The sequence below is a fragment of the Streptococcus sp. 714 genome, assembly GCF_013277115.1.
In the GTDB taxonomy this organism is placed as follows: domain Bacteria; phylum Bacillota; class Bacilli; order Lactobacillales; family Streptococcaceae; genus Streptococcus.
In genome coordinates, this window is sequence record NZ_VMMH01000002.1 from 16,024 (window position 1) to 42,799 (window position 26,776).

Here is a 26,776-nt window from a genome sequence, read left to right on the forward strand (position 1 = left end):
TTATAGATATGAGCCAAATTGGCTAAAGTCAAAGACGTTTAAAAATTCCTGTGCTCGTTTGGTTTGTGGATTGGTGAAGAATTCCTGAGCCCTTCCTTCTTCCGCAATTTTCCCTTGGTCGAGAAAGATTATCCGATCTGCAATAGCTTGGGCAAACTGCATTTCGTGGGTTACTAGAATCATGGTGCGCCCTTCTTGGGCCAAGTCATTGATGAGTTCCAGAACTTCACGCACCATTTCTGGGTCCAGTGAAGCAGTCACTTCATCAAAAAGGATGATTTCTGGATGCATGAGCAGGGCACGGACAATGGCAACCCGTTGTTTCTGTCCACCAGATAATTGACGGGCAAAGCTATGTTGTTTATCCAGTAAACCGACACGTTCTAGTAATTGTAAAGCTTCTTCCGTTACTTCCTTCTTATCTCTTCCCTGAGCCTTGATAGGTCCTAGGATGAGGTTTTGTAGGACATCTAGATGGGGAAAGAGTTCATAACTTTGAAAGACCATGCCAATCTTTTGGCGAACGAGGTGAAAATCTTTCTGATTGCCAATAATGGACTGGCCATCTAGAAGAATATCTCCACCTTGAATACTTTCTAAGCCATTGAGGCAACGAAGCAGGGTACTTTTCCCACAACCAGATGGCCCAAGAATAACCACAACTTCCCCTTTTTTGATTTGCAGGGAAAGACCTTGGAGGATGGGATTGTCTCCGAAGGATTTTTTTAGTTCCTTGATTTCTAAAATAGTTTCAGACATTTAGTTCCTCCAATGTTTTTCTAAGTGAGTGGATAGTTTGGAAATAGGGAAGCAAACTGCGAAATACAAGACTAGAATGGTTCCATAAATCCAAAAGGAAGCAGTTGGGATTGTCAGGCGATTGCTGTCGATGATTTGCTGTCCAACCTTGGTCACTTCAACAACTCCAATCAAAACGACTAAGGAAGTGGTTTTAATCATCCGAGTGACAAGGTTGATGGCCTGCGGTAACAGTCTTCTCAAGACCTGTGGGATGATGATGTGGTAGTAAAGTTGAATATTTGTCAAACCTAGCGCCTGTCCACTTTCAAACTGATGTTTAGGGAGAGAAGTGATAGCTCCACGTACCAAGTCTCCCATTTCAGCTGTTCCCCAGAGGGTGAAAACAATAATAGCTGAAGTCTCACCTGAGATATTGATATTAAAGTTTCGAGCCAAACCAAAGTAAACGATGAAGAGCAACACCAGCTGGGGCATGATACGGATAAATTCCAGATACAATCGTGTTAAAAATCGTACGATTCTAGAATGGGAGGTCATGATGATTCCCATGACTGTTCCTAAAATCATGGATAAAATGACAGACAGGATCGAAATCCCAATCGTAACGCCCAATCCCTGTAAGATACGCAGGAGATTATTTCCCTGAAAGAGTACTTGGATTCCCGAATCCTGCATGGCGGAGCCTCCTTTCTATCCAGCTAAAGACCAGTGAGATGGGCAGAAGCATAATCAGGTAAGCAATTACCAACATAGCTAGCGCAATGTCTGTCTCATAGTAGAGCCCAATCAAGTCCTTGGCGACGTACATGAGGTCTGACAAAGCCACTGCTGAGAAAACAGAGGTTTCCTTGATGAGGAAAATGACATTGGCACTAAAAGAGGGTAGGGCCACCGCTGTTGCTTGCGGAAGAACCACATAGCGAAAGACCTGTACAGGTGTCAGACCGATAGCTAATCCAATCTCGTGCTGGGTTTGACTGACGGCTTCCAGTCCGCTTCGAAAAGATTCTGCCATATAGGAGCCTCCTAAAAAGACTAGTCCCAGAGTAGCACAGACTTCTGAAGATAGGATAATCCCTATTCGGGGAAGCCCGAAGTAGAGAAAGAAGAGTTGAATCAAAAGGGGCGTGTTGCGTGACAATTCAATGTAGGCTGTCGCTATTTGCGCCAAAACAAGGATGCGGTAATGCCGGATGATACTAACGATTAAGCCGAGCAGAAAAGATCCCAAAATTCCCCAAACTGCAATATGCAAGGTCAGAAGAAATGCCTTTTGATATAGTGGTAGATATTGTTCAACAATGGACCAATCCAAAAATAGAACCTCCCATCTAGAAATAATATAGTTATTGTAGCACTTAAAAGTTCCTTTGGATAATATCTATTTTTTATTGCCGTTATAAGGATTTTTTATCATAGAAATAAAATTTCTGAAATTTCCAAACAAAATATTTGAAAAGTTTTGAAAAAAGAGTTAAGATATTTTTGTAATATACAAAGTAAACGCTTACTTATTAAGGAGGGCATTTTATGTCATACAAAACAAGCAATGCAGAAGGCCATGTAGATTTCATCAATACCTACGATTTGGAGCCAATGGCGCAACAAGTGATTCCGAAAGCAGCATTTGGCTATATCGCTAGTGGAGCGGAAGATACTTTCACTTTACGCGAGAATATCCGCGCCTTTAACCACAAACTCATCGTTCCGCATACACTTTGCAATGTAGAAAATCCAAGTACAGAGATTGAATTTGCAGGTGAAAAATTGTCTTCACCAATCATTATGGCGCCTGTTGCAGCTCATAAATTGGCAAATGAACAAGGTGAAGTAGCTACTGCGCGTGGTGTGCATGAGTTTGGTTCTCTTTATACAACCAGCTCTTACTCTACTGTTGACCTTCCAGAAATTACAGAAGCCCTTCAAGGGACACCACATTGGTTCCAATTTTACTTTAGTAAAGATGATGGCATTAACCGTCATATTATGGACCGTGTGAAGGCTGAAGGCTACAAAGCGATTGTCTTGACAGCAGATGCTACTGTAGGTGGCAATCGTGAGGTTGATAAGCGTAATGGTTTTGTCTTCCCAGTTGGCATGCCGATTGTTGAAGAATACCTGCCAGAAGGTGCTGGTAAATCAATGGACTTTGTTTACAAATCAGCTAAACAACGCTTGTCTCCACGCGATGTAGAATTTATCGCTGAATACTCAGGACTTCCTGTGTATGTCAAGGGACCACAATGCCGTGAGGACGTTGAACGTTCGCTTGCTGCAGGTGCCTCTGGTATCTGGGTAACTAACCACGGTGGCCGTCAAATCGATGGTGGACCAGCTGCCTTTGATTCACTTCAAGAAGTAGCAGAAGCAGTTGATAAACGTGTGCCAATCGTCTTTGACTCAGGTATTCGTCGTGGTCAACACGTCTTTAAAGCCTTGGCTTCAGGAGCAGACTTGGTAGCTATTGGTCGCCCTGTTATCTATGGCTTGGCCCTCGGTGGTAGTGTCGGTGTGCGCCAAGTCTTTGAACACTTGAATGCGGAATTGAAGACAGTTATGCAATTGTCTGGAACTCAGACTATTGAAGATGTCAAACACTTCAAACTCCGTCACAACCCATATAATCCAACCTTCCCAGTTGATCCTCGTGACTTAAAATTGTATTGATAAAATAGATTGCCTCCACTAAGTGTGGAGGTTTTTACTTGTGTTTTAGAAGTTTAAATAAGGTCAATCTGTATCGAAAACTATATAAATATATTTTCTAATCAAATATCTTGCTAGGGCTTTCATTTTTTGCTATACTGGTCCAGTAATTAAATAATAAAGACATTTGGGGTGCTTTAGGCTGAGATGATACCCATTGAACCTGATACAGTTAAGACTGGCGAAGGGAAATGTGCAACGTTTTTTCGTATATCGAAATGAACGATCTAATCTTGTAAGTCAACTCTAATTCTTGATTGTAATTGGAGTTTTTTTGTTTATATAAGCTGGATGAAGGTGATACAAAGCATTTAGGTAGCTCTGCTTGAACGCCCTTGATTTTCTTTAAAAAGGTCAAGTAAAACTAGGATTTTCTTGATATTTTGTTGATTACGAACGAGTAAAGAGAGGAGAAGTAAATATGGAAACACAAGACTATGCATTTCAGCCAGGTTTGACTGTTGGAGAATTATTAAAAAGCAGTCAGAAGAATTGGGAGGATGCAATCAATCATCGTTTTGTTAAGGAACTTTTTGCGGGGACAATTGAGAATAAGGTCTTAAAAGACTACCTAATTCAAGATTATCACTTCTTTGATGCCTTCTTATCCATGCTGGGTGCTTGCGTAGCCCACGCAGATCAGCTTGAATCCAAGCTTCGTTTTGCCAAGCAACTAGGCTTTCTTGAAGCAGATGAAGACGGTTATTTCCAAAAGGCTTTCAAAGAGTTAAAAGTATCTGAGAATGACTATCTGGAAGTGACCTTGCACCCTGTAACAAAAGCCTTTCAGGATCTAATGTATTCGGCAGTGGCTTCATCAGACTATGCCCATCTTTTGGTCATGCTGGTCATTGCAGAAGGTCTCTATTTAGACTGGGGTTCTAAAGATTTGGCTCTACCTGAATCCTATATTCATTCGGAATGGATCAATCTCCACAGAGGTTCTTTCTTTGCAGAGTGGGTTCAATTTCTGGTTGACGAACTCAATCGTGTTGGGAAAGGTCTAGAAGATTTGACAGAACTTCAGCAACGCTGGAACCAAGCAGTCGCTTTAGAATTAGCCTTTTTTGATATTGGATATGAGGCCTAGATAAGGTTCAGGATATTTACAAATTTGATGAGGTAAATCATTTAATGTAAATGAAAAAAATTCTTAACGAAAGATAGAGATAAATCGAAATCAGTATATCGTATAAAGTGAAAAGGAAGGATTTCAATATGACAAGTTTAAAATTATTAAAAGAAAAAGCACCGTTGGTCATTTGCATCACCAATGATGTTGTAAAAAATTTCACAGCAAATGGATTAGTAGCACTGGGGGCATCACCAGCCATGAGTGAATTTCCAGCAGATTTAGAGGATTTATTAAAGTATGCTGGAGGGTTATTAATAAACATAGGAACATTGACAGATGAAAATTGGAAATTATACCAAGTTGCTCTGAAAATTGCAGAGAAATATAATGTCCCAGCAGTTTTAGATCCTGTGGCCTGTGGAGCAGGAGAATATAGAAAAAAAGTAGCAGATGATCTAATCAACAATTACAAACTAGCTGCGATAAGGGGAAATGCTGGCGAGATTGCCTCTTTAGTAGGGATAAATGTGGCATCTAAAGGAGTAGATAGTGCAGGCGTAGATAATATTGATGAAATTGCTCTAGCAGCAAATAAGAAGTTCAATATTCCTATAATAGTAACAGGTGAAGTGGATGCCATTGCGGTTAATGGAGAAGTGGTAACGATTCATAATGGTAGTGCCATGATGCCAAAAGTTATTGGGACAGGATGTTTATTAGGTGCTGTAGTAGCAAGCTTTATCGGACTTGAAAAAGGTCAAGAATTGGAATCACTAGAAACAGCAATGTTGGTTTACAATATCGCTGGAGAAATGGCAGAAAAACGTCCAAATGGACATCTTCCTGGAACATTTAAAGTTGAATTTATAAATGCTTTATATGAGATTACAGATGAAGATGTAAAGAAATTCAAAAGAGTGAAGTAAGATGTTTCATAAAGAATTACTAAAACTATATTTTATTTGTGGAACGACTACTTGCAAAGGAAAAGATTTATATACAGTCGTTGAGGAAGCTTTAAAAGGTGGTATAACCTTATTTCAATTTCGAGAAAAAGGTGAGGGAGCCTTAGAAGGTAAAGAAAAAGTCGAATTAGCAATTAAACTACAAGATCTTTGTAAAAAATATAATGTGCCGTTTATCGTTAATGATGATATCGATTTGGCAATGGAGATTGACGCTGATGGCGTACATGTAGGTCAAGACGATCTTGGAGTTGATGAAATTAGAAAATTGATGCCAGATAAAATAATTGGTCTTTCTATAAAAAACGAGGAAGAATTTCAACAATCAAAAGTTGAATATGTAGATTATGTTGGTGTTGGTCCTGTATTTGATACCCAGTCAAAGGATGATGCTGGTGGCGCTATAGGTTATGAAGGTCTTAAATTAATGAGGAAACTATTGCCACAAATGCCATTAGTTGCAATTGGTGGCATACAGACGCAACATATTAAAGACATTATGAAGACCAATATGGATGGTGTTTCAATCATTTCAGCAATATCGTATTCAAAAAATATAGAAAAAACTGTTCGGGAAATGAGTGAACAATAGCTATCAATTTTTCCTTGTATTCTGATGGAGTAGGATTTTCTTTTTTCTAAAAAGCTATGTCCAGATTCAGCTCAAATGGCTAATCTATCAAACAAGACATTTGTTTTTGCAAACGAAAGACTTATTATCTTTGTGAGTGCAAGGCTGTATTTCCAGTTCAATTTCTTGAACTAGAATAAATCATTTGTTAAAATAATTATATAATTAAATAATAAAGACATTTGGGGTGCTTTAGGCTGAGATGATACCCATTGAACCTGATACAGTTAAGACTGGCGAAGGGAAATGTGAAACGTTTTTTCGTATGTCGAAATGAACGGTCTAATCTTGTAAGCTAAACTCTAATTCCTATCTGTAATTAGAGTTTTTTCTTTTACGAAACTGGATGAAGGTGATACAAAGCATTTAGGTAGGTCTCCTTGAATGCCCCACTTTTCTTTAAAAAAAGGAGTTTTTTATGTTGAAAAAATGGCAGTTAAAAGATGTTATCTTACTTGCTTTCTTGTCTATCTTTTTTGGTGGCGTTTTTGTAGGATCTGGCTATCTGTTTGATATCCTCACCCTGATTTTAGCACCTCTTGGTTTACAGGCCTTTGCCAATGAAATCCTCTTTGGTCTCTGGTGTATGGCTGCACCCATTGCTGCCATCTTTGTTCCAAGAGTGGGAAGTGCAACGATTGGAGAAGTGCTAGCTGCACTTGCTGAAGTCCTTTATGGTAGTCAATTCGGTCTAGGTGCCCTTTTGTCTGGCTTGGTTCAAGGTTTGGGAAGTGAACTTGGTTTTATCGTAACCAAGAATCGCTATGAAAGTTGGCTCTCTCTAACTGCTAATAGTATTGGGATTACGCTTGTTAGCTTTGTCTATGAATACATTAAGTTAGGTTACTACGCCTTCTCCCTTCCTTTTGTCCTTTCCTTGCTTGTGGTACGTTTTATTTCCGTCTTTTTCTTCTGTACAATTTTGGTTCGTGCTATTGTCAAACTCTATCATCAGTTTGCAGCTGGGGGCAAGGCATAGATGGGGCTGGAACTACGAGCGATTCAGTCCCCAATCTTCTCTGAGCCGATTGATTTTACTTTTCATGCGCAAGACTTTACCTTGTTAGTTGGAAGCAGTGGTTCAGGAAAATCGAGTCTCTTTCAAATGATTGCCCAAGTCAGTTCTCTTCCCTATAGCGGTCAAGTTTTGATAGATGGGAGTGAGGTCAGTCAGCTTTCTATCATCGAACGTGTCCAGACGGTTGGGATTCTCTTTCAAAATCCCAATCATCAATTTACCATGGAGAACTTGTTTGAGGAGCTGATTTTTACCTTGGAAAATATTGGGCATCCCGTTCAGGAAATTGATTCTAAAATAGCAGAGGTGGTCCAGCAATGTCGCTGCAAGGCAATCTTGCACCGTCCCATTCATCACTTATCAGGTGGGGAAAAGCAAAAGGCTGCACTGGCAGTTCTCTTTGCTATGAATCCTAGGGTCTATCTCCTAGATGAGCCCTTCGCTTCTATTGACCGAAAGAGTAGGATAGAGATATTGGAGATTCTAAAAGAGTTAGCCTCTAATGGGAAGACAGTCATCCTGTGCGACCATGATTTAACAGACTATGAAGCCTATATCGACCATATGGTGGAGCTAAGAGATGGCCAACTAAGGGAAGTGTTTCAAATCCCTTCCTCTGAGATGATCCAGGTTGCTTCAAAGGAAGTTGCTTCTAGCCCAGAACTATTCCATATGGACCGTGTGACTTGTGAGCTGGGGAATCGCCCCCTCTTTTCGATTGCTGATTTCACATTCTACCAAGGGATTTCCTGTATCCTGGGTGACAATGGTGTCGGGAAATCAACCTTCTTTCGCTCCATTCTTCAATTTCAAAAGTATAAGGGGCGTATTAGTTGGAAGAGTTCGGTTCTCAAAAAGAAAAAGAGTTTGTATCGTGACCTGACGGGTGTTGTTCAAGAAGCTGAGAAGCAGTTTATCCGAGTCAGTCTGAGGGAAGAGCTTCAATTAGATGGACCTGATTCTGAAAGAAATCAGCGTATTCTTCAAGCCTTGCGATATTTTGATCTGGAGAAGGAACTTGATAAGAGTCCCTATCAATTAAGTGGTGGTCAGCAAAAGATTCTTCAGCTCTTGACCATTTTGACTAGCAAGGCTTCTGTGATCTTGCTAGATGAACCTTTTGCAGGTTTGGATGATAGAGCTTGCCATTATTTTTGTCAGTGGATTCTGGAGGAGACGAATCAAGGAAGAAGTTTTCTGATCATTAGCCATCGTTTGGATCCCTTGATCTCTGTGGTTGATTATTGGATTGAGATGACTAGTCAGGGGCTCAGTCATGTGAAAGAAGTGACAATTATCAAACCACTCACATCTCAGAGTAGCAATACCCAAGGGGAGGTGAGATAGTATGGTCAAAGTAGCAACCCAGACACCGATTATCAGTCTCTTCTTGCTGATTTTATCCTTGGAAACATCTTTTATTCCTTCGATTGCTCTTAATCTCTCGGTAGTTGCATTTTGTATTCTCTTTATGCTCTATTACCGTCGATTTAAGATGTTGGCTTGGATGATTCTGCTCGCCATTTTGCCATCCTTTGCCAACTACTGGGCAGTTCAGTTACATGGAGATGCTTCGCAGGCAGTCATGCTTGGAACGAGGGCCTTTGTGACCGTTTGTATCGGACTTGTCTTTGTTTCCTCTATTTCCCTAAAAGAGCTTCTCTTGTACTTGGCTCAAAAGGGGGTATCACGCTCTTGGGCCTACGCCTTGATTGTGGTATTCAATTCCTTCCCCCTTATTCAGCAAGAAATCAAGTCCCTCAAGGAAGCTTGCTTATTACGCGGTCAAGAACTGCATTTTTGGTCTCCCTTGATTTACAGCAAGGTTCTGATGACAGTCTTTAGGTGGCGCCATCTTTACCTGAGAGCCCTGTCGGCGCATGGATATGACGAACATGCACAGGTGGAGAATCGCTATCGGACTTTTTATATTGCTAAAAAAACAAAATTAATCTACCTGCTGTTCTTTTTATTACTTCAAACAAGTCTATTTTTATAAAGGAGTTACTATGGAATTTACAGATATTGCAATGGAATTATCCAATGAAGCTTGGCAGGCTTCTTTTCATCATCCCTTTATTTTACAATTACAAGAGGGAAATTTAGACCCGTCCATTTTCCGCTATTACCTGATTCAGGATGCTTACTATCTGAAGGCCTTCTCAGAAATCTATCACCTTTTGGCTGATAAGACTTCAAACCAAGAGATGAAAAGACTCTTGAAACAAAATGCTCAGAGTCTAGTGGAGGGTGAGTTATTTATCCGCCAACAATTTTTCAAGGAATTGGAAATCAGCGATCAGGAAATGGAGCAACATCCAATCGCTCCAACCTGCTATCATTACATTTCTCACATTTATCGGCAATTTGCAGAGCCAAACTTGGGCATTGCCTTTGCAAGTTTGCTGCCTTGTCCTTGGTTATACCATGATATAGGCAAATCACTTAATCTTAAACCATCACCAGATCCTCTCTATCAACAATGGATTGAAACTTATATTACGGATGAGTTAGAGCAACAGATCAGAGAGGAGGGAGCGCTAGTCAATCAACTCTATCGCGAAAGTGATGAGACAGACAAGAAAAAAATGCTAGATGCCTTCCACATCAGTGTTCACATGGAAGCCAAGTTTTGGCAAATGGCCTACCAACACCAGACATGGAAGAGTGATTTACAGTCTTTAGAAACAGGAGAAGAGTAGAAATATGAGAAAGCACCAATTGCAAGTTCACAAATTAACCATTTTATCCATGATGATTGCCCTTGATGTAGTCCTTACGCCTATCTTTCGGATTGAGGGAATGGCACCGATGTCCAGTGTAGTCAATATTCTAGCAGGAATCATGATGGGACCTGTTTATGCTTTGGTTATGGCTACAGTCACAGCATTTATCCGTATGACGACTCAAGGGATTCCGCCTTTAGCTCTCACAGGAGCGACTTTTGGAGCCCTCCTTGCAGGTCTCTTTTATAAGTATGGTCGAAAATTTCATTATTCCGCTCTAGGAGAGATTTTGGGAACAGGTATTATTGGTTCTATTGTTTCCTATCCTGTTATGGTACTCTTTACAGGATCAGCTGCAAAGCTTAGCTGGTTTATCTACACGCCTCGATTTTTCGGAGCAACCTTGATTGGGACAGCGATTTCCTTTATTGCCTTTCGATTTTTAATTAAGCAGGAATTCTTTAAAAAAGTGCAGGGATATTTCTTTGGTGAAAGGATAGACTGATGCAGGCATTGACAAATCCTTTTCCTATGGAAACGACTTCCCTCATTCACTGCATTACCAATGAGATTTCTTGTGAGATGCTGGCAAATGGGATTTTGGCTCTGGGATGTAAACCTGTCATGGCAGATGACCCCCGTGAGGTTCTTGATTTTACCAAACAGAGCCAGGCTCTCTTCATCAATTTGGGGCATTTGTCTGCTGAGAAGGAAAAAGCAATCCGTATGGCAGCTTCGTATGCAAACCAATCTTCTCTCCCGATGGTAGTAGATGCTGTTGGCGTAACGGCTTCATCCATTCGTAAGAGCTTAGTCAGAGATCTTTTAGACTATAGACCTACGATCCTTAAAGGAAACATGTCGGAAATTCGAAGTCTTGTCGGCTTAAAACACCACGGCGTTGGGGTCGATGCGAGTGCTAAAGATCAAGAAACTGAGGATTTACTTCAAGTCTTGAAAGACTGGTGTCAGACCTATCCAGGTATATCATTCTTAGTCACAGGCCCCAAGGACCTCATCGTTTCAGAGAATCAGGTTGCTGTATTGGGAAATGGTTGTGAAGAATTGGATTGGATAACAGGGACAGGAGACCTAGTTGGAGCCTTGACAGCTGTTTTTCTCAGCCAAGGAATGACTGGCTTTGAAGCTTCGTATCTAGCGGTCTCTTATCTTAATATCTCTGCTGAGAGAATAGTTGTCCAAGGAATGGGATTGGAAGAATTTCGCTACCAAGTACTCAATCAGCTTTCGCTCCTAAAAAGAGATGAAAATTGGCTAGAAGCCATAAAAGGAGATGTTTATGAATAGAGAGGCGCTTAGACTGTATCTGGTAACCAATCGCTACCAAGATTCCTTGGAAAGATTTCTTGAAAAGGTTGAGACGGCTTGCCGTTCAGGTGTTACCATAGTCCAATTACGAGAAAAAAATCTCACAACCAATCAATATTATCAACTGGCAAAACAAGTCAAAGAAATAACAGATGCCTATCAGGTACCCTTGATCATCGATGATCGTTTGGATGTTTGTCTTGCGGTTGATGCTGCAGGTCTGCATATCGGAGACGATGAACTACCAGTTTCGGTTGCCCGACAAGTCTTGGGCCCTGAAAAAATACTTGGTGTCACTGCTAAAACGGTAAAAAGAGCCCTCGAGGCAGAAGAAGGGGGTGCAGATTACTTGGGGACAGGAGCCATTTTCCCAACAACCACCAAGGAAAATGCACCCATCACCCTGATTTCAACCTTGAAGACAATTTGCCAAAGGGTGGCCATTCCAGTAGTTGCTATCGGAGGCTTGACTTCAGAGAACATTGACCAACTTGCCGCAACTGGCATAGCTGGAGTAGCTGTAGTGCGTGATTTGATGCAGGCAGAAGATATAGAGGCAAAAACGCAAGCCTTTTTGACAAAGGTGGATGACATTATTTTCTAATTAATACTAAATGAAAATCAAAGAGCAAACTAGGAAGCTAGTCGCAGGTTTCTCAAAGCACAGCTTTGAGGTTGCAGATAAAGCTGACGTAGTTTGAAGAGATTTTTGAAAAGTATAAAAACTCTCTAATTCCCTTAAAGTGGGAACTAGAGAGTTTTTTTAATCTTTAAAGCTTGTATGGTTGACTGGACCAGAACCATGACCGAGTTGAGGGGCATCTTGAATAGCTTTCGTGATAAAAGCCTTGGCCTTATCAACTGCCTGATAAAGGGTTTTACCCTTGGCTAGTTCAGCCGTAATCACAGCAGCAAAGGTACATCCAGTACCATGGGTGTGACAGGTTTGAATTCTTGGGCTTTCCCAGACAAATTGTTCATCCTTGGTAAAAAGGAAATCCTTAGCACCACCTTCGAGATGGCCACCTTTGATGACCACAGATTGAGGACCAAATTCTTTTAAAATCAGGCGACCGGCACGTTGCATGTCTTCGGAATCATGGATTGAAAAACCAACAATCTCTTCTGCCTCAGGAAGGTTGGGTGTGATAATGGTTGCAAGTGGAAGCAGATTTGTTTTTAGGTAGGTTCTGGCACTGCTATCAATCAGGGTGTCTCCGCTCGTAGCGACCATAACAGGGTCAAGAACGTAGGGACAATCCAGTTTTTTAAGATAGGGCTGGATGATTTCCATTATTTCAGTAGTTGCCAACATCCCAGTTTTTACAGCCTGAGGCTTGATATCCGAAAAGACGCTCTCCAATTGAGCTTTCAGCATTTGGTTGGAGACGTGCTCGATTAATTGAACGCCTCGGGTATTTTGAGCAACAAGACTTGTCACAACAGCCATTCCATAGACATCTCTAGCTTGGAATGACTTTAAATCAGCCATAATGCCAGCACCACCACTAGGGTCAGTTCCTGCAATGGTCAAAGCAACGGGTAAATAAGTCATCTAAAACCTCCCAACCAACTGAAGTTTGTATTCTTAAGAACAAGCTAGTCTGTTTTAGAAAGGTAATAGAAGACTGCTAGTCCCCATTATCATTTCCACTTCCATCAGCTAGCATTACCTAGATTGAGTCAAAGGGATCTAACAGTCGTTAATCTCAGCTTTACGCACCCCTAGTGGTTGTTTTCTTTTTTCTTTAGTATAGCATATTTTTATAGTTTATATAGTAAAAATTGACTGCAAATCGTCTTTTAAATGATTAAAATTCTCTTTTTCAAAGAAAAGATTAATTTTATAGTTGACAAATGTAGATTATAGGAGTATACTAATAAATGTAATCGACAAATGTAGATTTAGGAGGTGTGATTATGCAGATTTCAGATGCAGAATGGCAGGTCATGAAGATTATTTGGATGCAAGGAGAGCAGACTAGTACGGATTTGATCAGGGTTCTGGCGGAGCGGTTCGACTGGTCCAAGTCAACCATTCAAACTCTTTTGGCTCGTTTGGTTGAGAAAGAGTGTCTGACAAGGAAAAAAGAAGGCAAGTTCTTTGTCTATTCAGCCCTTTTAACTTTAGACCAAAGTCGGGATTTACTTGTCCAAGATATCAAGGACAAGGTTTGTTCTCGTAGGATTAAGAACTTGTTGGCTGATTTGATTGCTGAATGTGATTTTACTCAGGCTGACTTGGAAGACTTGGAAGCTGTGATTTCTGAGAAGAAATCAAGTGCTGTAACAGAAGTAAAATGTAATTGTATGTAAAGGAGACGTCATGTTAAATAGTATTGTAACCATTGTTTGTATTGCCCTTATCGCGTTTATCTTGTTTTGGTTTTTCAAAAAGCCTGAAAAATCTGGACAAAAGGCCCAGCAAAAAAAGGGCTATCAAGAGATTCGAGTGGAGGTCATGGGAGGCTATACGCCTGAGTTGATTGTCCTCAAGAAATCAGTGCCAGCCCGCATTGTTTTTGACCGCAAGGATCCTTCACCCTGTCTGGACCAAATTGTTTTTCCAGATTTTGGTGTACATGCGGACCTGCCTATGGGGGAAGAGTATATAGTGGAAATCACGCCTGAGCAGGCTGGAGAGTATGGTTTCTCTTGTGGCATGAATATGATGCACGGTAAGATGATTGTAGAATAGGAGAATGATATGACTGAAATTGTAAAAGCAAGTCTTGAAAATGGTGTTCAAAAAATCCGTATCACGGCAGACAAAGGCTACCATCCAGCCCACATTCAACTGCAAAAAGGAGTTCCTGCTGAGATCACCTTTCACCGTGTGACACCTTCAAACTGTTATAAGGAAATTCTATTTGAAGAAGAAGGCATCTTGGAACCAATCGGCGTAGATGAGGAGAAAGTCATTCGATTTACACCTCAAGAATTAGGTCAACATGAATTTTCTTGTGGCATGAAGATGCAAAAGGGGAGTTATACCGTAGTTGAGAAGACTCGAAAATCTCTATCACTTTTACAGCGTTTTTGGATTACTAGTATCTTTACTGTGCCTCTTGTGATTCTCATGATTGGGATGTCGACAGGAGGAATTAGTCACCAAGTTATGCGTTGGGGAACCTTTTTAGCCACAACACCGATTATGCTAGTAGCAGGTGGTCCTTATATCCAAAGTGCTTGGGCTAGTTTTAAAAAGCACAATGCCAACATGGATACCTTGGTTGCTCTGGGAACCTTAGTGGCCTATTTCTATAGCTTAGTTGCCCTCTTCGCTGGTCTCCCCGTTTACTTTGAAAGTGCTGCATTTATCTTCTTCTTCGTTCTTATGGGAGCCGTTTTTGAGGAGAAAATGCGGAAAAATACTTCCCAAGCTGTGGAGAAATTACTTGACTTGCAGGCTAAAACTGCAGAAGTCTTGCGTGAGGATCGCTATGTTCAAGTCCCCTTGGAGCAAGTCAAGGTAGGTGATCTGATTCGAGTGCGTCCCGGTGAAAAGATTGCTGTTGATGGTGTCGTAGTCGAAGGTATCTCTAGTATTGATGAGTCTATGGTGACAGGTGAGAGTCTGCCTGTGGACAAGACAGTTGGAGATACCGTCATTGGCTCAACCATCAATAATAGTGGAACACTTGTTTTTAGAGCAGAAAAAGTTGGTTCAGAGACTGTTTTGGCTCAGATTGTGGATTTTGTGAAGAAAGCTCAGACAAGTCGTGCTCCGATTCAGGACTTGACTGATAAAGTTTCAGGGATTTTTGTTCCAGCAGTTGTCATTTTAGGGATTGTGACCTTTTGGGTTTGGTTTGTCTTGTTGAGAGATAGTGTAGTCGTGCTTGGAGCTAGCTTTGTGTCCTCTCTTCTCTACGGAGTGGCGGTTTTGATTATCGCCTGTCCTTGTGCCTTGGGGCTCGCAACACCGACAGCCCTTATGGTAGGGACAGGACGCAGTGCCAAGATGGGAGTTCTCCTCAAAAATGGAATGGTTCTACAGGAAATCCAGAAAGTCCAAACTCTTGTCTTTGATAAGACTGGGACTTTGACGGAAGGGAAGCCTGTGGTAACAGATATCATCGGCGACGAAGTAGAAGTGCTTGGATTGGCAGCCTCCTTGGAAGAAGCTTCTCAACACCCACTGGCTGAAGCCGTTGTGAAACGAGCGAGTGAAGCTGGACTTGAGTTACAAACTGTTGAAAATTTCCAAGCCTTGCACGGAAAAGGTGTCTCAGGGCAAATCAATGGAAAACAAGTTCTGCTTGGAAATGCTAAAATACTGGATGGCATGGATATTTCTAGTATTTATCAAGAAAAACTAGAAGAACTGGAAAAAGAGGCTAAGACAGTTGTTTTCTTGGCTGTTGACAATGAAATCAAAGGCTTGCTTGCTCTGCAAGATATTCCCAAGGAAAATGCAAAGCTAGCTATCAGCCAGCTGAAAAAACGTGGACTTAAAACTGTCATGCTGACAGGAGACAATGCAGGTGTGGCGCGTGCCATTGCCGATCAGATCGGAATCGAAGAGGTCATTGCAGGTGTCTTGCCAGAAGAAAAAGCCAACGAAATCCATAAACTACAAGCGGCTGGCAAAGTAGCCTTTGTTGGTGATGGCATCAATGACGCTCCTGCCCTTAGTGTAGCAGATGTGGGGATTGCTATGGGAGCTGGAACAGATATTGCCATCGAGTCAGCAGATTTGGTGTTGACAACCAATAACCTCTTAGGAGTGGTTCGTGCCTTTGACATGAGTAAGAAAACCTTTAATCGTATTCTGCTCAATCTTTTCTGGGCCTTTATCTACAATGTCGTTGGAATTCCGATAGCAGCAGGAGTCTTTTCAGGTGTTGGACTGTCCCTCAACCCAGAACTGGCAGGTCTAGCCATGGCCTTTAGTTCAGTATCTGTTTTGACCAGTTCCCTTCTGTTAAACTTTAGTAAAATAGACTAAAAGCGAGCTTGCTCGCTTTTTATACTCTTCGAAAATTTCTTCAAACCACGTCAATGTCGCCTTGCCGTAGATATATGTAACTGACTTTGTCAGTCTTATCTACAACCTCAAAGCCATCCTTTGAGTAACCTGCGGCTATTTTCCTAGTTTGCTCTTAAATTTTCATTGAGTATTATAAAACAGAATCTAAAACGTTTTCAAACTGTACTGTAATAGATAATAAGAACTTGTGAGCAGATTCTTAGTAAAGTCGAACTAAATGTGGTAAATTAGTAGAGTAAAAATTTGCTGAAACGTTTTCAAAAAAGTATACGAAACCTTTTTTAGTAGATTTAAAAATATTTGAAGGAGAGTTATCATTATGACTCAAGGGAAAATTACTGCATCTGCAGCAATGCTTAATGTATTGAAAACATGGGGCGTAGACACAATCTACGGTATCCCATCAGGAACACTCAGCTCATTGATGGACGCTTTGGCTGAAGACAAAGATATCCGCTTCTTGCAAGTTCGCCACGAAGAAACAGGTGCTCTTGCAGCGGTTATGCAAGCTAAATTCGGCGGCTCAATCGGGGTTGCAGTTGGTTCAGGTGGTCCAGGTGCGACTCACTTGATTAACGGTGTTTACGATGCAGCTATGGATAACACTCCATTCCTAGCGATCCTTGGATCACGTCCAGTTAACGAACTCAACATGGATGCCTTCCAAGAATTGAACCAAAACCCAATGTACAACGGTATCGCTGTATACAACAAACGTGTAGCTTACGCTGAGCAATTGCCAAAAGTAATCGACGAAGCTTGCCGTGCTGCAGTTTCTAAAAAAGGTCCAGCTGTTGTTGAAATTCCAGTAAACTTCGGTTTCCAAGAAATCGACGAAAACTCATACTATGGATCAGGTTCATACGAGCGTTCATTTATCGCTCCTGCTTTGAACGAAGTTGAAATCGACAAAGCTGTTGAAATCTTGAACAATGCTGAACGTCCAGTGATCTACGCTGGTTACGGTGGTGTTAAAGCTGGTGAAGTAATTACTGAATTATCACGTAAAATCAAAGCACCAATCATTACTACTGGTAAAAACTTCGAAGCTTTCGAATGGAACTACGAAGGTTTGACAGGTTCTGCTTACCGTGTTGGTTGGAAACCAGCCAACGAAGTGGTATTTGAAGCAGACACAGTTCTTTTCCTTGGTTCAAACTTCCCATTTGCTGAAGTATACGAAGCATTCAAAAACACTGAAAAATTCATCCAAGTGGATATCGACCCTTACAAACTTGGTAAACGTCACGCCCTTGACGCTTCAATCCTTGGTGATGCAGGTCAAGCAGCTAAAGCTATCCTTGACAAAGTGAACCCAGTTGAATCTACTCCATGGTGGCGTGCAAACGTTAAGAACAACCAAAACTGGCGTGATTACATGAACAAACTCGAAGGTAAAACTGAGGGTGAATTGCAATTGTATCAAGTTTACAATGCAATCAACAAACATGCTGATCAAGACGCTATCTACTCAATCGACGTAGGTGACACTACTCAAACATCTACTCGTCACCTTCACATGACACCTAAGAACATGTGGCGTACATCTCCACTCTTTGCGACAATGGGTATTGCCCTTCCTGGTGGTATCGCTGCTAAGAAAGACAATCCAGATCGCCAAGTATGGAACATCATGGGTGACGGTGCATTCAACATGTGCTACCCAGACGTTATCACAAACGTTCAATACGACCTTCCAGTTATCAACGTTGTCTTCTCAAATGGTAAATATGCCTTCATCAAGGACAAATACGAAGATACAAACAAACACTTGTTTGGTTGTGACTTCCCTAATGCTGACTATGCGAAAATCGCTGAAGCTCAAGGAGCTGTTGGATTTACAGTTGACCGTATCGAAGACATCGATGCAGTTGTTGCAGAAGCTGTTAAATTGAACAAAGAAGGTAAAACTGTTGTTATCGATGCTCGCATCACTCACCACCGTCCACTTCCAGTAGAAGTACTTGAATTGGATCCAAAACTTCACTCAGAAGAAGCTATCAAAGCCTTCAAGGAAAAATACGAAGCAGAAGAACTCGTACCATTCCGTCTCTTCTTGGAAGAAGAAGGTTTGCAATCACGCGTAATTAAATAATTCCTTCGTGGAACTTAAAAAGATCGGAGCAATCCGGTCTTTTTATGGAGGATAGTAAATGAATTTAAATCAATTAGATATTATCGTTTCAAATGTTCCCCAAGTCTGTGCTGACTTGGAGCATATCTTGGATAAAAAGGCAGATTATGCTGATGATGGTTTTGCTCAGTTTACGATTGGCAGTCACTGTCTCATGTTGTCTCAAAATCATTTGATTCCTTTGGAAGATTTTCAGTCAGGAATCATTCTTCATATCGAGGTTGAGGATCTAAATCAGAATTACCAACGTTTAAAAGAGATCGGTGTCGATATTTTACACGGTCCTTGTGAAACAGATTGGGGAACAGAATCCTTATTAGTTAAAGGGCCTGCTGGTCTAGTGCTTGATTTTTATCGTATGAAATAGGACATAGTAGAGTTTGATCGCCAATAAAACTTATAGCATAAGAAGGGATTTATTTACTATTTTTATAAAATCTTCTCCCTACTTTATAAGATGTGAAAAAGAGTTCTAATGGAACTCTTTTTTTGCTATAATGAGGGGAGAAAAATCAGACAGGAGATCAAGATGTCAGAACCATTATTTTTACAATCAGTTATGCAAGAAAAAATCTGGGGTGGTACCAAGCTACGTGATGAGTTTGGCTACGACATTCCAAGTGAAAAAATCGGAGAATATTGGGCCATCTCAGCCCATCCAAATGGTGTCTCTAAAGTTGCCAATGGTCGCTTTGAAGGAACAGATCTAGCTACTTTATATGCAGAGCACCGTGAATTGTTTGGTAATCATCCTGAGCCTGTATTTCCGCTTTTGACTAAGATTCTGGATGCTAACGACTGGCTCAGCGTCCAAGTCCATCCAGACGATGCCTATGGACTAGAACATGAAGGCGAACTCGGAAAAACAGAATGCTGGTACATCATAGCTGCGGATGAAGGTTCAGAGATTATCTACGGTCACAATGCCAAGTCAAAAGAAGAACTCCGTCAGCAAATCGAGGACAAGAACTGGGATGCTTTGTTGACAAAAGTACCAGTTAAAGCTGGAGATTTCTTCTATGTGCCAAGTGGCACCATGCATGCTATTGGTGCGGGCATCTTGATTCTTGAAACCCAGCAGTCTAGTGACACCACTTACCGTGTCTATGACTTTGACCGTAAGGATGACAAGGGCAACTTGCGTGAACTTCACCTTGAAAAATCCATTGATGTATTGAACATCGGCGAGCCTGCAAATAGCCGTCCTGTAACTATCAAAGCTGATGATTTACGTTCCACTCTCCTTGTTTCCAATGATTTCTTTGCAGTTTACAAGTGGGAAATTACTGGAAAAGTTGACTTTGAAAAGACAGCTGACTACAGCTTGTTGAGTGTCTTGTCTGGTCAAGGTCAACTGACCGTTGACGGAAAAAACTATCCAATCCAAAAAGGCAGCCACTTTATCCTACCAAGTGATGTTGAAGCTTGGACTCTGGAAGGGCAAAGTTTGGAATTGATTGTTAGCCATCCATAAAAAAGAAAGGGCCTGAGTTCACTACTCAAGTCCTTTTTAATTACATAAATTGGGCGATAAAGACCACGATGATGATGATTGGAATGACGAAACGAAGAAGGAAGAGCCAGACTTGGAACAATCCTTGTTTCCATGGTGTTTCATCAAGATGAAGTTCCTCCATTGCCAGTGTTTTCTTGAAAATATAGCCTGTAAAAAGTGAAAGGCAGAGAGCTCCAAATGGCATGAGGAGATTGGAAACCAAGAAGTCCATAGCGTCAAAGAAGGTTTTCCCAAAGATATGAACATCTGCCATGACACCGTAAGATAGAGCTGAAGGAATGCCAAAGACAAAGGTCAAAATTCCTAAAATCACACTCCATTTGGCACGTTTGCTGTTATCCTGATTAGTGATATTGCCCACATTGATTTCCAGCATAACGACAGAAGAAGTGACCGTCGCAAAGAGGAAGAGCAAGAGAAAGAGAATATAGAAAATACTTCCAAAAGGCATCTTGTCAAAGAGTTGGGGTAGAACGATAAAGAGGAGACTTGGACCACCTTCAGACTGAATATTGAAGGCTGACATGGCTGGGAAAATGGCTAGACCTGCCATGATCGATACAGAAATGTTCATGGCTACGATGGAGATTCCTGATTGGACCAGATTGGTTTTCTTGTCCAAGTAAGAAGCATAGGTCAGCATGGCGGTAACCCCTAGTGAGAGGGCAAAGAAAGATTGTCCCAGAGCATAGAGGAGGCCAGCACTTGTCAGCTTAGAAAAGTCTGGTTTGAGGAAGTAAAGAACACCTTCCATGGCATTTGGCAAGCTGAGGGAGCGACCGATGATGACGACAAAGATAATAAAGAGCAGGGGCATCATGACCTTAGAAGCTCTTTCAATCCCTTTCTGAACACCTCGTGATACAATAAAGATATTCAATAGGATAAAGGCTGCTTGAGCTCCTAGGGCAATGGATGGATTTGAAATGATTGAAGTAAATAATTGAGCATAATCACTCGTTTCACCAAGTTGGAATAATTTTCCAAACTCAATCCCCAGATAAACCAGAATCCATCCACCGATAACACTGTAGAAAGATAAGAGAATAAAAAGGGCAAAGGCACCAATCCAACCGATAAAGTTGTACTTACTATTCTTGCCTAGTTTTCCAAATGTTTTAATCCCAGAGACACCAGCGCTTCGGCCGAGGGCAAATTCAGCTAGCAAAAGAGGGAAACCGATTAGAATAGTGGAAATGAGAAAGACCAGTAAAAAGCCACCTCCACCGTTAGCAGCAGTCATATAGGGGAATTTCCAAACAGCTCCAAGTCCGATGGCTGAACCAGCAGATGCTAGGATAAAGCCTAGTTTAGAACCCCATTGCGATTTTTCAGACATAGTTAAACTCCTAAAATTAGTATTACAAAAGAAAAAGCTACTGCCCTTGGCAAATAGCCTTATCAGTACTCAAGATGAGCTTTTCTTTTGATTGATAGACTTGACTATCCTATCATGTTTTCTAAGGTCTGTCAAGAAAACCATTTTCAAGTTTTCACACCTTTCTCAAAAAGTTTAAAAAATCTCACAAAAACGCTTGACTCTGACCTAAGGGGAGGGGGTATACTATTATTGTAAGGAGGAAATCATGTACCATATAAAAGAAGCTGCGCAGCTTTCAGGTGTCTCTGTCAAGACATTGCACCACTACGATAAGATAGGACTTTTGGTTCCTTTAAAGTCGGAAAAGGGGTATCGAACCTACAGTCAAGAGGATTTGGAGAGACTTCAGGTCATTCTTTATTACAAATATCTAGGTTTTTCTTTAGAAAAAATAGCAGAGCTATTAAAGGAAGAAAGGACAGATTTATTGCCCCATTTGACTAGGCAGTTGGAGTATTTGATTCGAGAAAGGCAACACCTGGATAGCTTGATTTCCACCTTGCAAAAAACCATTCAAGAACAAAAAGGAGAAAGAGAAATGAACATTCAAGAGAAATTCGCTGGATTTAACTACCAAGACAATCAAAAATACCACCAAGAGGCGGTAGAGAAATATGGACAAGAAGTCATGGACCAAGCGCTGGAGCGCCAAAAAGGTCACGAAGATGAGGCTACGGCTGCCTTCAATCAAGTCTTTAAAGCATTGGCACAAAATCTTCAAGCTGGTCTACCGATAACAGCGTCTGAAAACCAAGAAGAAGCAGCCAAACTCTTGCAAGCCATTCGTACTTATGGATTTGACTGCTCTATTGAGGTCTTTGGTCATATTGGAAAAGGCTATGTCTATAATCCAGAGTTTAAGGAAAACATTGACAAATTTGGAACAGGAACAGCCCAGTACACATCAGATGTCATTGCCCACTATGTCCAAACTAATACAAAATAAAATCGGAGGAGTATTCTTCCGATTTTTTCTAAATTCAAGTACTACTTGCTTAATAATTTTTCTACCACATTTAGTTTTCGCATGGTCAAATCTACATTGAAAAGCTTTTCAAGATAGTTAGTATTGAGCTTTTTTTGTTTTGCAGTTCTAGGGAGATAGAGGTAGAGACAGTGGTTACCGACACAAATTTCTTCTTCGCCGTAATCAATTTTTAATTTTTCTAAAGGAAGACTTTGAATAGGTTCTTGATAAAAAATCACGTGTACACGGTCATAAAGATAGTGTTCTCCAAACGGATTTTCTTGGACAATGTTTTCAAGAAAATCCTTATTCTTAATGATTATTTTGAGATCGGCTCCAATTTTTTCCTTTATTAGAGTATGAACACGTTCTCGTATTGTTTCTAAATCTAAGTCACTTTCAAGAATGATATTCCCACTTTGAATATAGGTTCGAACTTGTTGAAAACCAGCTTCTGTTAAGATATCTACTAGATAAGACATTTTAGGGATAGCATTTTTTCCATTAGGAGTAACTCCCCTTAATAAGATAATATGTTCCAAAGTTGTTCCTTTCTTTTGGGGTGGATTGTTCCATTGAGTAATGTATATTTAGAATGAATTTGATCCAGCCACCCAGCCGGTACAGAGGGCAGAAGTGATGTTAAAGCCACCTGTGTGGGCGTTGATATCCATGACCTCGCCAGCAAAGTGGAGTCCAGAAACTAGCTTACTTTCCAGATTTTTGGGATTGATTTCCTTGAGACTGACGCCCCCTTTTGTGACAAAGGATTTGGCAAGAGACATTTTGCCAGTCACAGGGATTTTGAGAACCTTGATAGACTGGAGAAGTTGCTCGCGTTCCTTTTCAGTCAGTTGTTTGACTTTTTCAGGATAGCCTTGCACAAAAAATTCTGCCAAGCGTTCTGGAAGCAAAGATTTTAAGGTATTTTTCAAGGATTTTTCACGATTTTCTTCTAGAAATACAACCAAGTCCTTCTCAGAAAGTTGAGGTAGAACATCCAGTGAAAGGACTTCTCCACCCTTAACAAAGCTAGACATACGCAGAGCAGCAGGGCCGGATAAACCAAAGTGGGTAAAAAGTAGATCGTGAGTGATGACATGTTTGCCATAACTTAGGGTCACATCATCCAGAGAAATCCCTTGTAAGGCCTTATGTGGAAAATCCGTCAATAATGGACTTTCAGCAGCCTCAAGCTCGGTAATGGTGTGCTTAAAATGACGGGCAATTTCGTGACCGAAACCAGTCGAGCCTGTGGAAGGATAGGATTTTCCACCAGTTGTGACAATCAGTTTATCACAAGTGAAGCTTTGATCCGCTGACTTAAGAACAAACTGGTCATCCACCTTTTTAACCGAAACAATCTCGGTTTGAGTAGCGACTTGACCACCTAGCTCAGTGATTTTCTTTTCCAAGGCTTCGATAATGGTTCGAGACTTGTCACTAGCAGGAAAGACGCGGCCGTGGTCTTCGACCTTAAGTTTAACACCATTTTCTGTAAAAAAGTTAATGATATCATGGTTATCAAACTGAGAGAAGACACTGTAAAGAAAGCGTCCGTTCCCAGGGATTCCAGCTAGTAGGTCGTCTAGAGTTCCGTTGTTAGTTACATTGCAACGTCCCCCACCAGTTCCAGCTAATTTCTTTCCAAGTTTCCGATTTTTTTCGATGAGGAGGGTTTTCTGTCCATAAAAGCTACTGGAAATCGTAGCCATCATGCCAGCAGGACCTCCACCGATGACAATAGTATCAAAATGTTTCATAGCTCTATTGTACCACAAAAAAACAAGAGATGAAGTCACCTCTTGTCAAGAATGTAATTAATCAATTTCATATCCCATCAGCAAACCACCATCTTCTGCATAGAAACTGCAGAGGCCAGAGGTTGGGAGAATCTTAATATCCGCATATGGGAAGGTTTCACGGATTCGGTCTGAAAGCTGTTGGCAACATTTCTCGTTATTGCGTTGGGCCATGACAATACGGCCACCAGCATATCCAGCTTTAATGATTTCATCATAGGCAGCTTGAACTGATTTCTTTGGACCTCGTGCTTTTTGTAGTAATTCGAGGGTTCCAGTTTCACTAGCTTCTCCGACCATGCGGATATTTAGAAGGCCAACGACTGTACCGATAAGCTTGCTCAAACGGCCGTTCTTCACCAAGTTATCGACTTTGGCTAGGACAAAAAGTAACTTGGTTTTTTCTTGATAGGCAGTGATAGCTTCAACTACTTCTTCAAAAGATAAGCCCTGGTCAATCAAGTCATTTAATTTTTCTACGAGCAAGTCAACTTCCCCACCAGCAGACAAACTATCAATTACATGAATTTTAGTATCAGGATGTTCTTCCAGATAAATATTCTTAGCTAGTTGAGCACTATTGTGGCTGCCAGAAAGAGTACCCGTGATGGTTACTAGGAAAATGTTTTTGGCACCTTCAAATGCTCGCAAATAATCATCTGGGCTTGGACAAGCTGATTTTGAAGCTTCTGCAGTTGCATACATGGTTTCCATCATTTGATCAATGTCAAGACTGGCATCATCAACAAAGACCTGATCAGCTACTTGAATGGTTAAGGGGACACTTACAAAGGTCGTGTCAATAGCTGGTGTTGCCAGCTGACGATAATCACAACCAGAGTCAGCAATAATCTTCCAAGTCATAGAAATTCTCCATCTTTGTCAGTTATACATTGACAAAGGTTCTGTCTTTTTTTACAATTATATCATGAAAGCCCTTGAAACAAAAGCCTCATCGGTCTGTTGTGACAAGTAGAAAGAAAATGTTATGTCTGAACGTAGAATCTCTGAAAAGTCTCTTGAAAATCTCAGAAAATCAAACCAAGAATCCAATTTATTAACTAGAGAAGCCATTGAAACAGCCCTCTTGCAACTCTTGGAAAAAAAGGACTTGACTAAGATTAGTATTTCTGAATTGGTCAAACGTGCAGGCGTTTCTCGTGCGGCCTTTTATCGCAATTATGATTCCAAAGAAGAAATTTTAGAAAGCGTCTTTAAACGAACTATCCATAATATCATGGAGCAGCTGCATCATTACGATCTAAAGACAGACCTTTATCTGGTATGGGTTCACCTTTTCCGGGAGGCAAGAAAGGAAGCCAGAGTGATTCAATTGGCTTTGGATTACCATCTGGAAAAAATCTTTGTCCAAGCCATGCAGGAATTTCTAGAAAAATACTATGGAAAATCAAAAGGTGTCAGCTCTTATCTTCATTCCTTCTGGAGTTCAGCCATCGTCTCTGTTCTCCTAAAATGGATCAAGGATGGTATGAAGGTACCAGCTGAAAAGATTGCGGACTTACGGTTACCATTTTTTAAAAAATAGAGAAAAAGGAGAAGAGATATGACTGAAAAAAGACTAGCCTGGGATGAGTATTTTGCAGCTCAAGCTCTACTAATTGCCAATCGTTCCACTTGTAAACGTGCCAAAGTGGGCGCAATTCTGGTAAAGGATAATAAGGTGATTTCCACTGGTTACAATGGTTCGGTGTCAGGGACTGAGCATTGTATTGACCACGAATGTCTGGTTATCGAAGGTCACTGTGTTCGCACCCTTCACGCTGAGGTTAATGCCATTCTCCAAGGTGCTGAGCGTGGTGTTCCTAAAGGATTTACAGCCTATGTGACACACTTTCCTTGTCTGAATTGCACGAAACAATTGCTGCAGGTCGGTTGCAAGCGCGTGGTTTATATCAACCAGTACCGAATGGATGACTATGCCCAATACCTTTATCAAGAAAAAGGGACAGAATTGACTCATTTACCACTTGAGACTGTACAGGAAGCTCTTAAAGAGGCAGATTTGATGTAAAAATTATCAAAAATAAATGGTTTAGAAAGATTTTTAAACCGTTTTTTGGTATAATAAGAAGAATAAATTGAAAGAAGGAATTCCAAAAATGGGAAAAATTGAAGTTATTAATCATCCACTGATTCAACACAAATTGTCAATCTTGCGTCGTACAGATACTTCTACAAAAGCTTTCCGTGAGCTAGTAGATGAGATTGCAATGTTGATGGGGTATGAAGTACTTCGTGATCTTCCACTAGAAGATGTGGAAATCGAAACACCAATTACAAAAACAGTTCAAAAACAATTGGCAGGTAAGAAATTGGCCATCGTTCCAATCTTGCGTGCAGGTATCGGGATGGTTGATGGGCTCTTGAGCTTGGTTCCAGCTGCTAAAGTTGGTCACATCGGTATGTACCGTGATGAAGAAACGCTTCAACCAGTTGAGTACTTGGTAAAATTGCCTGAAGATATTGACCAACGTCAAATTTTTGTGGTAGATCCAATGTTGGCAACAGGTGGATCAGCAATCTTAGCTGTTGATTCTCTTAAAAAACGTGGCGCATCAAATATCAAATTTGTCTGCCTTGTATCTGCTCCAGAAGGTGTTAAAGCCCTTCAAGAAGCTCATCCAGATGTAGAAATCTTTACAGCAGCCTTGGATGAACGCTTGAACGAACACGGTTATATCGTTCCAGGTCTTGGAGATGCTGGAGATCGCTTGTTCGGTACGAAATAAGATCGAAAAGAAGATTGACTT

At 40.9% G+C, this 26,776-nt stretch carries 29 protein-coding genes and 3 riboswitches; of the genes, 21 read left to right on the plus strand and 8 right to left on the minus strand.

What is annotated here, in order from left to right; all coding sequences use genetic code 11:
• From HT718_RS00165 to HT718_RS00175, 3 genes are read right to left on the minus strand one after another with little or no spacing between them, the layout of a single operon-like run.
• On the minus strand, positions 1-759 hold the full coding sequence (locus HT718_RS00165) for an amino acid ABC transporter ATP-binding protein (RefSeq protein ID WP_061088221.1): 759 nt from the start codon (positions 757-759) through the stop codon (positions 1-3).
• Positions 760-1,437, minus strand: coding sequence for an amino acid ABC transporter permease (locus HT718_RS00170; protein ID WP_173266487.1), 678 nt, complete (start codon positions 1,435-1,437; stop codon positions 760-762).
• Entirely contained in the window at positions 1,397-2,077 is a 681-nt protein-coding gene (locus HT718_RS00175; RefSeq protein WP_173266490.1) for an amino acid ABC transporter permease, read from the minus strand. Before HT718_RS00175 ends, HT718_RS00170 begins: the two co-directional genes overlap by 41 nt.
• Positions 2,078-2,292: 215 nt before the next feature.
• On the opposite strand from HT718_RS00175, the gene lctO reads away from it, so the two are divergent.
• The 11 genes from lctO to thiE (HT718_RS00230) all read left to right on the plus strand — a co-directional run bounded on the left by lctO (position 2,293) and on the right by thiE (HT718_RS00230) (position 11,816).
• Positions 2,293-3,429: an L-lactate oxidase gene (lctO, locus tag HT718_RS00180; protein ID WP_000120723.1), complete on the plus strand. Its 1,137-nt coding sequence runs from the start codon at positions 2,293-2,295 to the stop codon at positions 3,427-3,429.
• A 157-nt stretch (positions 3,430-3,586) separates the two neighbouring features.
• A riboswitch (TPP riboswitch) is annotated at positions 3,587-3,675 on the plus strand.
• 214 nt (positions 3,676-3,889) lie between these two features.
• Entirely contained in the window at positions 3,890-4,558 is a 669-nt protein-coding gene (locus HT718_RS00185; protein WP_173266492.1) for a TenA family protein, read from the plus strand.
• Between the two features lie 128 nt (positions 4,559-4,686).
• Positions 4,687-5,469, plus strand: coding sequence for a hydroxyethylthiazole kinase (gene thiM / locus HT718_RS00190; RefSeq protein ID WP_173266494.1), 783 nt, complete (start codon positions 4,687-4,689; stop codon positions 5,467-5,469).
• Between the two features lies 1 nt (position 5,470).
• Positions 5,471-6,100 (plus strand): thiamine phosphate synthase, encoded by a 630-nt coding sequence (thiE, locus tag HT718_RS00195; protein ID WP_173266496.1) that lies wholly within the window; start codon positions 5,471-5,473, stop codon positions 6,098-6,100.
• A 212-nt stretch (positions 6,101-6,312) separates the two neighbouring features.
• Positions 6,313-6,401, plus strand: a riboswitch (TPP riboswitch).
• Between the two features lie 156 nt (positions 6,402-6,557).
• Positions 6,558-7,118, plus strand: a complete 561-nt coding sequence (locus HT718_RS00200) for an ECF transporter S component (RefSeq protein WP_000915275.1) — start codon at positions 6,558-6,560, stop codon at positions 7,116-7,118.
• On the plus strand, positions 7,119-8,504 hold the full coding sequence (locus tag HT718_RS00205; RefSeq protein ID WP_173266498.1) for an ABC transporter ATP-binding protein: 1,386 nt from the start codon (positions 7,119-7,121) through the stop codon (positions 8,502-8,504).
• A 1-nt stretch (position 8,505) separates the two neighbouring features.
• Positions 8,506-9,156: an energy-coupling factor transporter transmembrane component T gene (locus tag HT718_RS00210; RefSeq protein WP_173266500.1), complete on the plus strand. Its 651-nt coding sequence runs from the start codon at positions 8,506-8,508 to the stop codon at positions 9,154-9,156.
• 10 nt (positions 9,157-9,166) lie between these two features.
• On the plus strand, positions 9,167-9,859 hold the full coding sequence (gene tenA, locus HT718_RS00215) for a thiaminase II (RefSeq protein ID WP_173266502.1): 693 nt from the start codon (positions 9,167-9,169) through the stop codon (positions 9,857-9,859).
• A gap of 4 nt (positions 9,860-9,863) precedes the next feature.
• Positions 9,864-10,388: an energy coupling factor transporter S component ThiW gene (thiW, locus tag HT718_RS00220; protein WP_060806251.1), complete on the plus strand. Its 525-nt coding sequence runs from the start codon at positions 9,864-9,866 to the stop codon at positions 10,386-10,388.
• A complete protein-coding gene (locus HT718_RS00225) occupies positions 10,388-11,191 on the plus strand; it encodes a hydroxyethylthiazole kinase (protein ID WP_173266504.1) in 804 nt (267 codons plus the stop codon). The genes thiW and HT718_RS00225 overlap by 1 nt, the downstream gene beginning before the upstream one ends.
• Positions 11,184-11,816: a thiamine phosphate synthase gene (gene thiE / locus HT718_RS00230; protein ID WP_173266506.1), complete on the plus strand. Its 633-nt coding sequence runs from the start codon at positions 11,184-11,186 to the stop codon at positions 11,814-11,816. Before HT718_RS00225 ends, thiE (HT718_RS00230) begins: the two co-directional genes overlap by 8 nt.
• Positions 11,817-11,975: 159 nt before the next feature.
• On the opposite strand, the gene thiD is transcribed toward thiE (HT718_RS00230), so the two are convergent.
• Entirely contained in the window at positions 11,976-12,767 is a 792-nt protein-coding gene (gene thiD, locus HT718_RS00235) for a bifunctional hydroxymethylpyrimidine kinase/phosphomethylpyrimidine kinase (RefSeq protein WP_173266508.1), read from the minus strand.
• An 83-nt stretch (positions 12,768-12,850) separates the two neighbouring features.
• Positions 12,851-12,949: riboswitch (TPP riboswitch) on the minus strand.
• Between the two features lie 183 nt (positions 12,950-13,132).
• Between thiD and HT718_RS00240 the strand changes: the two genes are divergently transcribed.
• The 6 genes from HT718_RS00240 (at position 13,133) to manA (ending at position 19,813) form a co-directional block, all read left to right on the plus strand.
• Positions 13,133-13,528 carry a CopY/TcrY family copper transport repressor gene (locus tag HT718_RS00240; RefSeq protein WP_001167197.1) on the plus strand — a complete coding sequence of 132 codons (396 nt, stop codon included), beginning with the start codon at positions 13,133-13,135 and terminating at the stop codon, positions 13,526-13,528.
• A 10-nt stretch (positions 13,529-13,538) separates the two neighbouring features.
• Entirely contained in the window at positions 13,539-13,910 is a 372-nt protein-coding gene (locus HT718_RS00245; protein WP_060627906.1) for a cupredoxin domain-containing protein, read from the plus strand.
• Between the two features lie 9 nt (positions 13,911-13,919).
• Positions 13,920-16,163 (plus strand): heavy metal translocating P-type ATPase, encoded by a 2,244-nt coding sequence (locus HT718_RS00250; RefSeq protein WP_173266510.1) that lies wholly within the window; start codon positions 13,920-13,922, stop codon positions 16,161-16,163.
• Positions 16,164-16,524: 361 nt separating this feature from the next.
• The gene (gene spxB / locus HT718_RS00255) at positions 16,525-18,300 is read left to right on the plus strand and encodes a pyruvate oxidase (protein ID WP_000191809.1); all 1,776 of its coding nucleotides are present in this window, start codon (positions 16,525-16,527) and stop codon (positions 18,298-18,300) included.
• A 58-nt stretch (positions 18,301-18,358) separates the two neighbouring features.
• Positions 18,359-18,706, plus strand: coding sequence for a VOC family protein (locus HT718_RS00260; RefSeq protein WP_173266512.1), 348 nt, complete (start codon positions 18,359-18,361; stop codon positions 18,704-18,706).
• A 162-nt stretch (positions 18,707-18,868) separates the two neighbouring features.
• Positions 18,869-19,813, plus strand: coding sequence for a mannose-6-phosphate isomerase, class I (gene manA, locus HT718_RS00265; protein ID WP_173266514.1), 945 nt, complete (start codon positions 18,869-18,871; stop codon positions 19,811-19,813).
• 40 nt (positions 19,814-19,853) lie between these two features.
• Here manA and HT718_RS00270 read toward each other — a convergent pair whose 3' ends face one another.
• Positions 19,854-21,194, minus strand: coding sequence for a sodium-dependent transporter (locus tag HT718_RS00270; protein WP_173266544.1), 1,341 nt, complete (start codon positions 21,192-21,194; stop codon positions 19,854-19,856).
• A gap of 247 nt (positions 21,195-21,441) precedes the next feature.
• Between HT718_RS00270 and HT718_RS00280 the strand changes: the two genes are divergently transcribed.
• On the plus strand, positions 21,442-22,182 hold the full coding sequence (locus tag HT718_RS00280; protein ID WP_173266517.1) for a MerR family transcriptional regulator: 741 nt from the start codon (positions 21,442-21,444) through the stop codon (positions 22,180-22,182).
• Positions 22,183-22,223: 41 nt separating this feature from the next.
• On the opposite strand, the gene HT718_RS00285 is transcribed toward HT718_RS00280, so the two are convergent.
• From HT718_RS00285 to HT718_RS00295, 3 genes are read right to left on the minus strand one after another with little or no spacing between them, the layout of a single operon-like run.
• Positions 22,224-22,745, minus strand: coding sequence for a DUF1697 domain-containing protein (locus HT718_RS00285; protein ID WP_173266520.1), 522 nt, complete (start codon positions 22,743-22,745; stop codon positions 22,224-22,226).
• 48 nt (positions 22,746-22,793) lie between these two features.
• Positions 22,794-23,966 (minus strand): NAD(P)/FAD-dependent oxidoreductase, encoded by a 1,173-nt coding sequence (locus HT718_RS00290; RefSeq protein WP_173266522.1) that lies wholly within the window; start codon positions 23,964-23,966, stop codon positions 22,794-22,796.
• Between the two features lie 57 nt (positions 23,967-24,023).
• Positions 24,024-24,869, minus strand: a complete 846-nt coding sequence (locus HT718_RS00295; protein WP_173266524.1) for a DegV family protein — start codon at positions 24,867-24,869, stop codon at positions 24,024-24,026.
• Between the two features lie 124 nt (positions 24,870-24,993).
• On the opposite strand from HT718_RS00295, the gene HT718_RS00300 reads away from it, so the two are divergent.
• From HT718_RS00300 to upp, 3 genes are all read left to right on the plus strand, one after another.
• Positions 24,994-25,551: a TetR/AcrR family transcriptional regulator gene (locus tag HT718_RS00300; RefSeq protein ID WP_049541216.1), complete on the plus strand. Its 558-nt coding sequence runs from the start codon at positions 24,994-24,996 to the stop codon at positions 25,549-25,551.
• 18 nt (positions 25,552-25,569) lie between these two features.
• Positions 25,570-26,037, plus strand: a complete 468-nt coding sequence (locus HT718_RS00305) for a cytidine/deoxycytidylate deaminase family protein (protein ID WP_000136974.1) — start codon at positions 25,570-25,572, stop codon at positions 26,035-26,037.
• Between the two features lie 88 nt (positions 26,038-26,125).
• Positions 26,126-26,755: a uracil phosphoribosyltransferase gene (upp, locus tag HT718_RS00310; RefSeq protein WP_000515974.1), complete on the plus strand. Its 630-nt coding sequence runs from the start codon at positions 26,126-26,128 to the stop codon at positions 26,753-26,755.
• Positions 26,756-26,776: the final 21 nt, after the last annotated feature.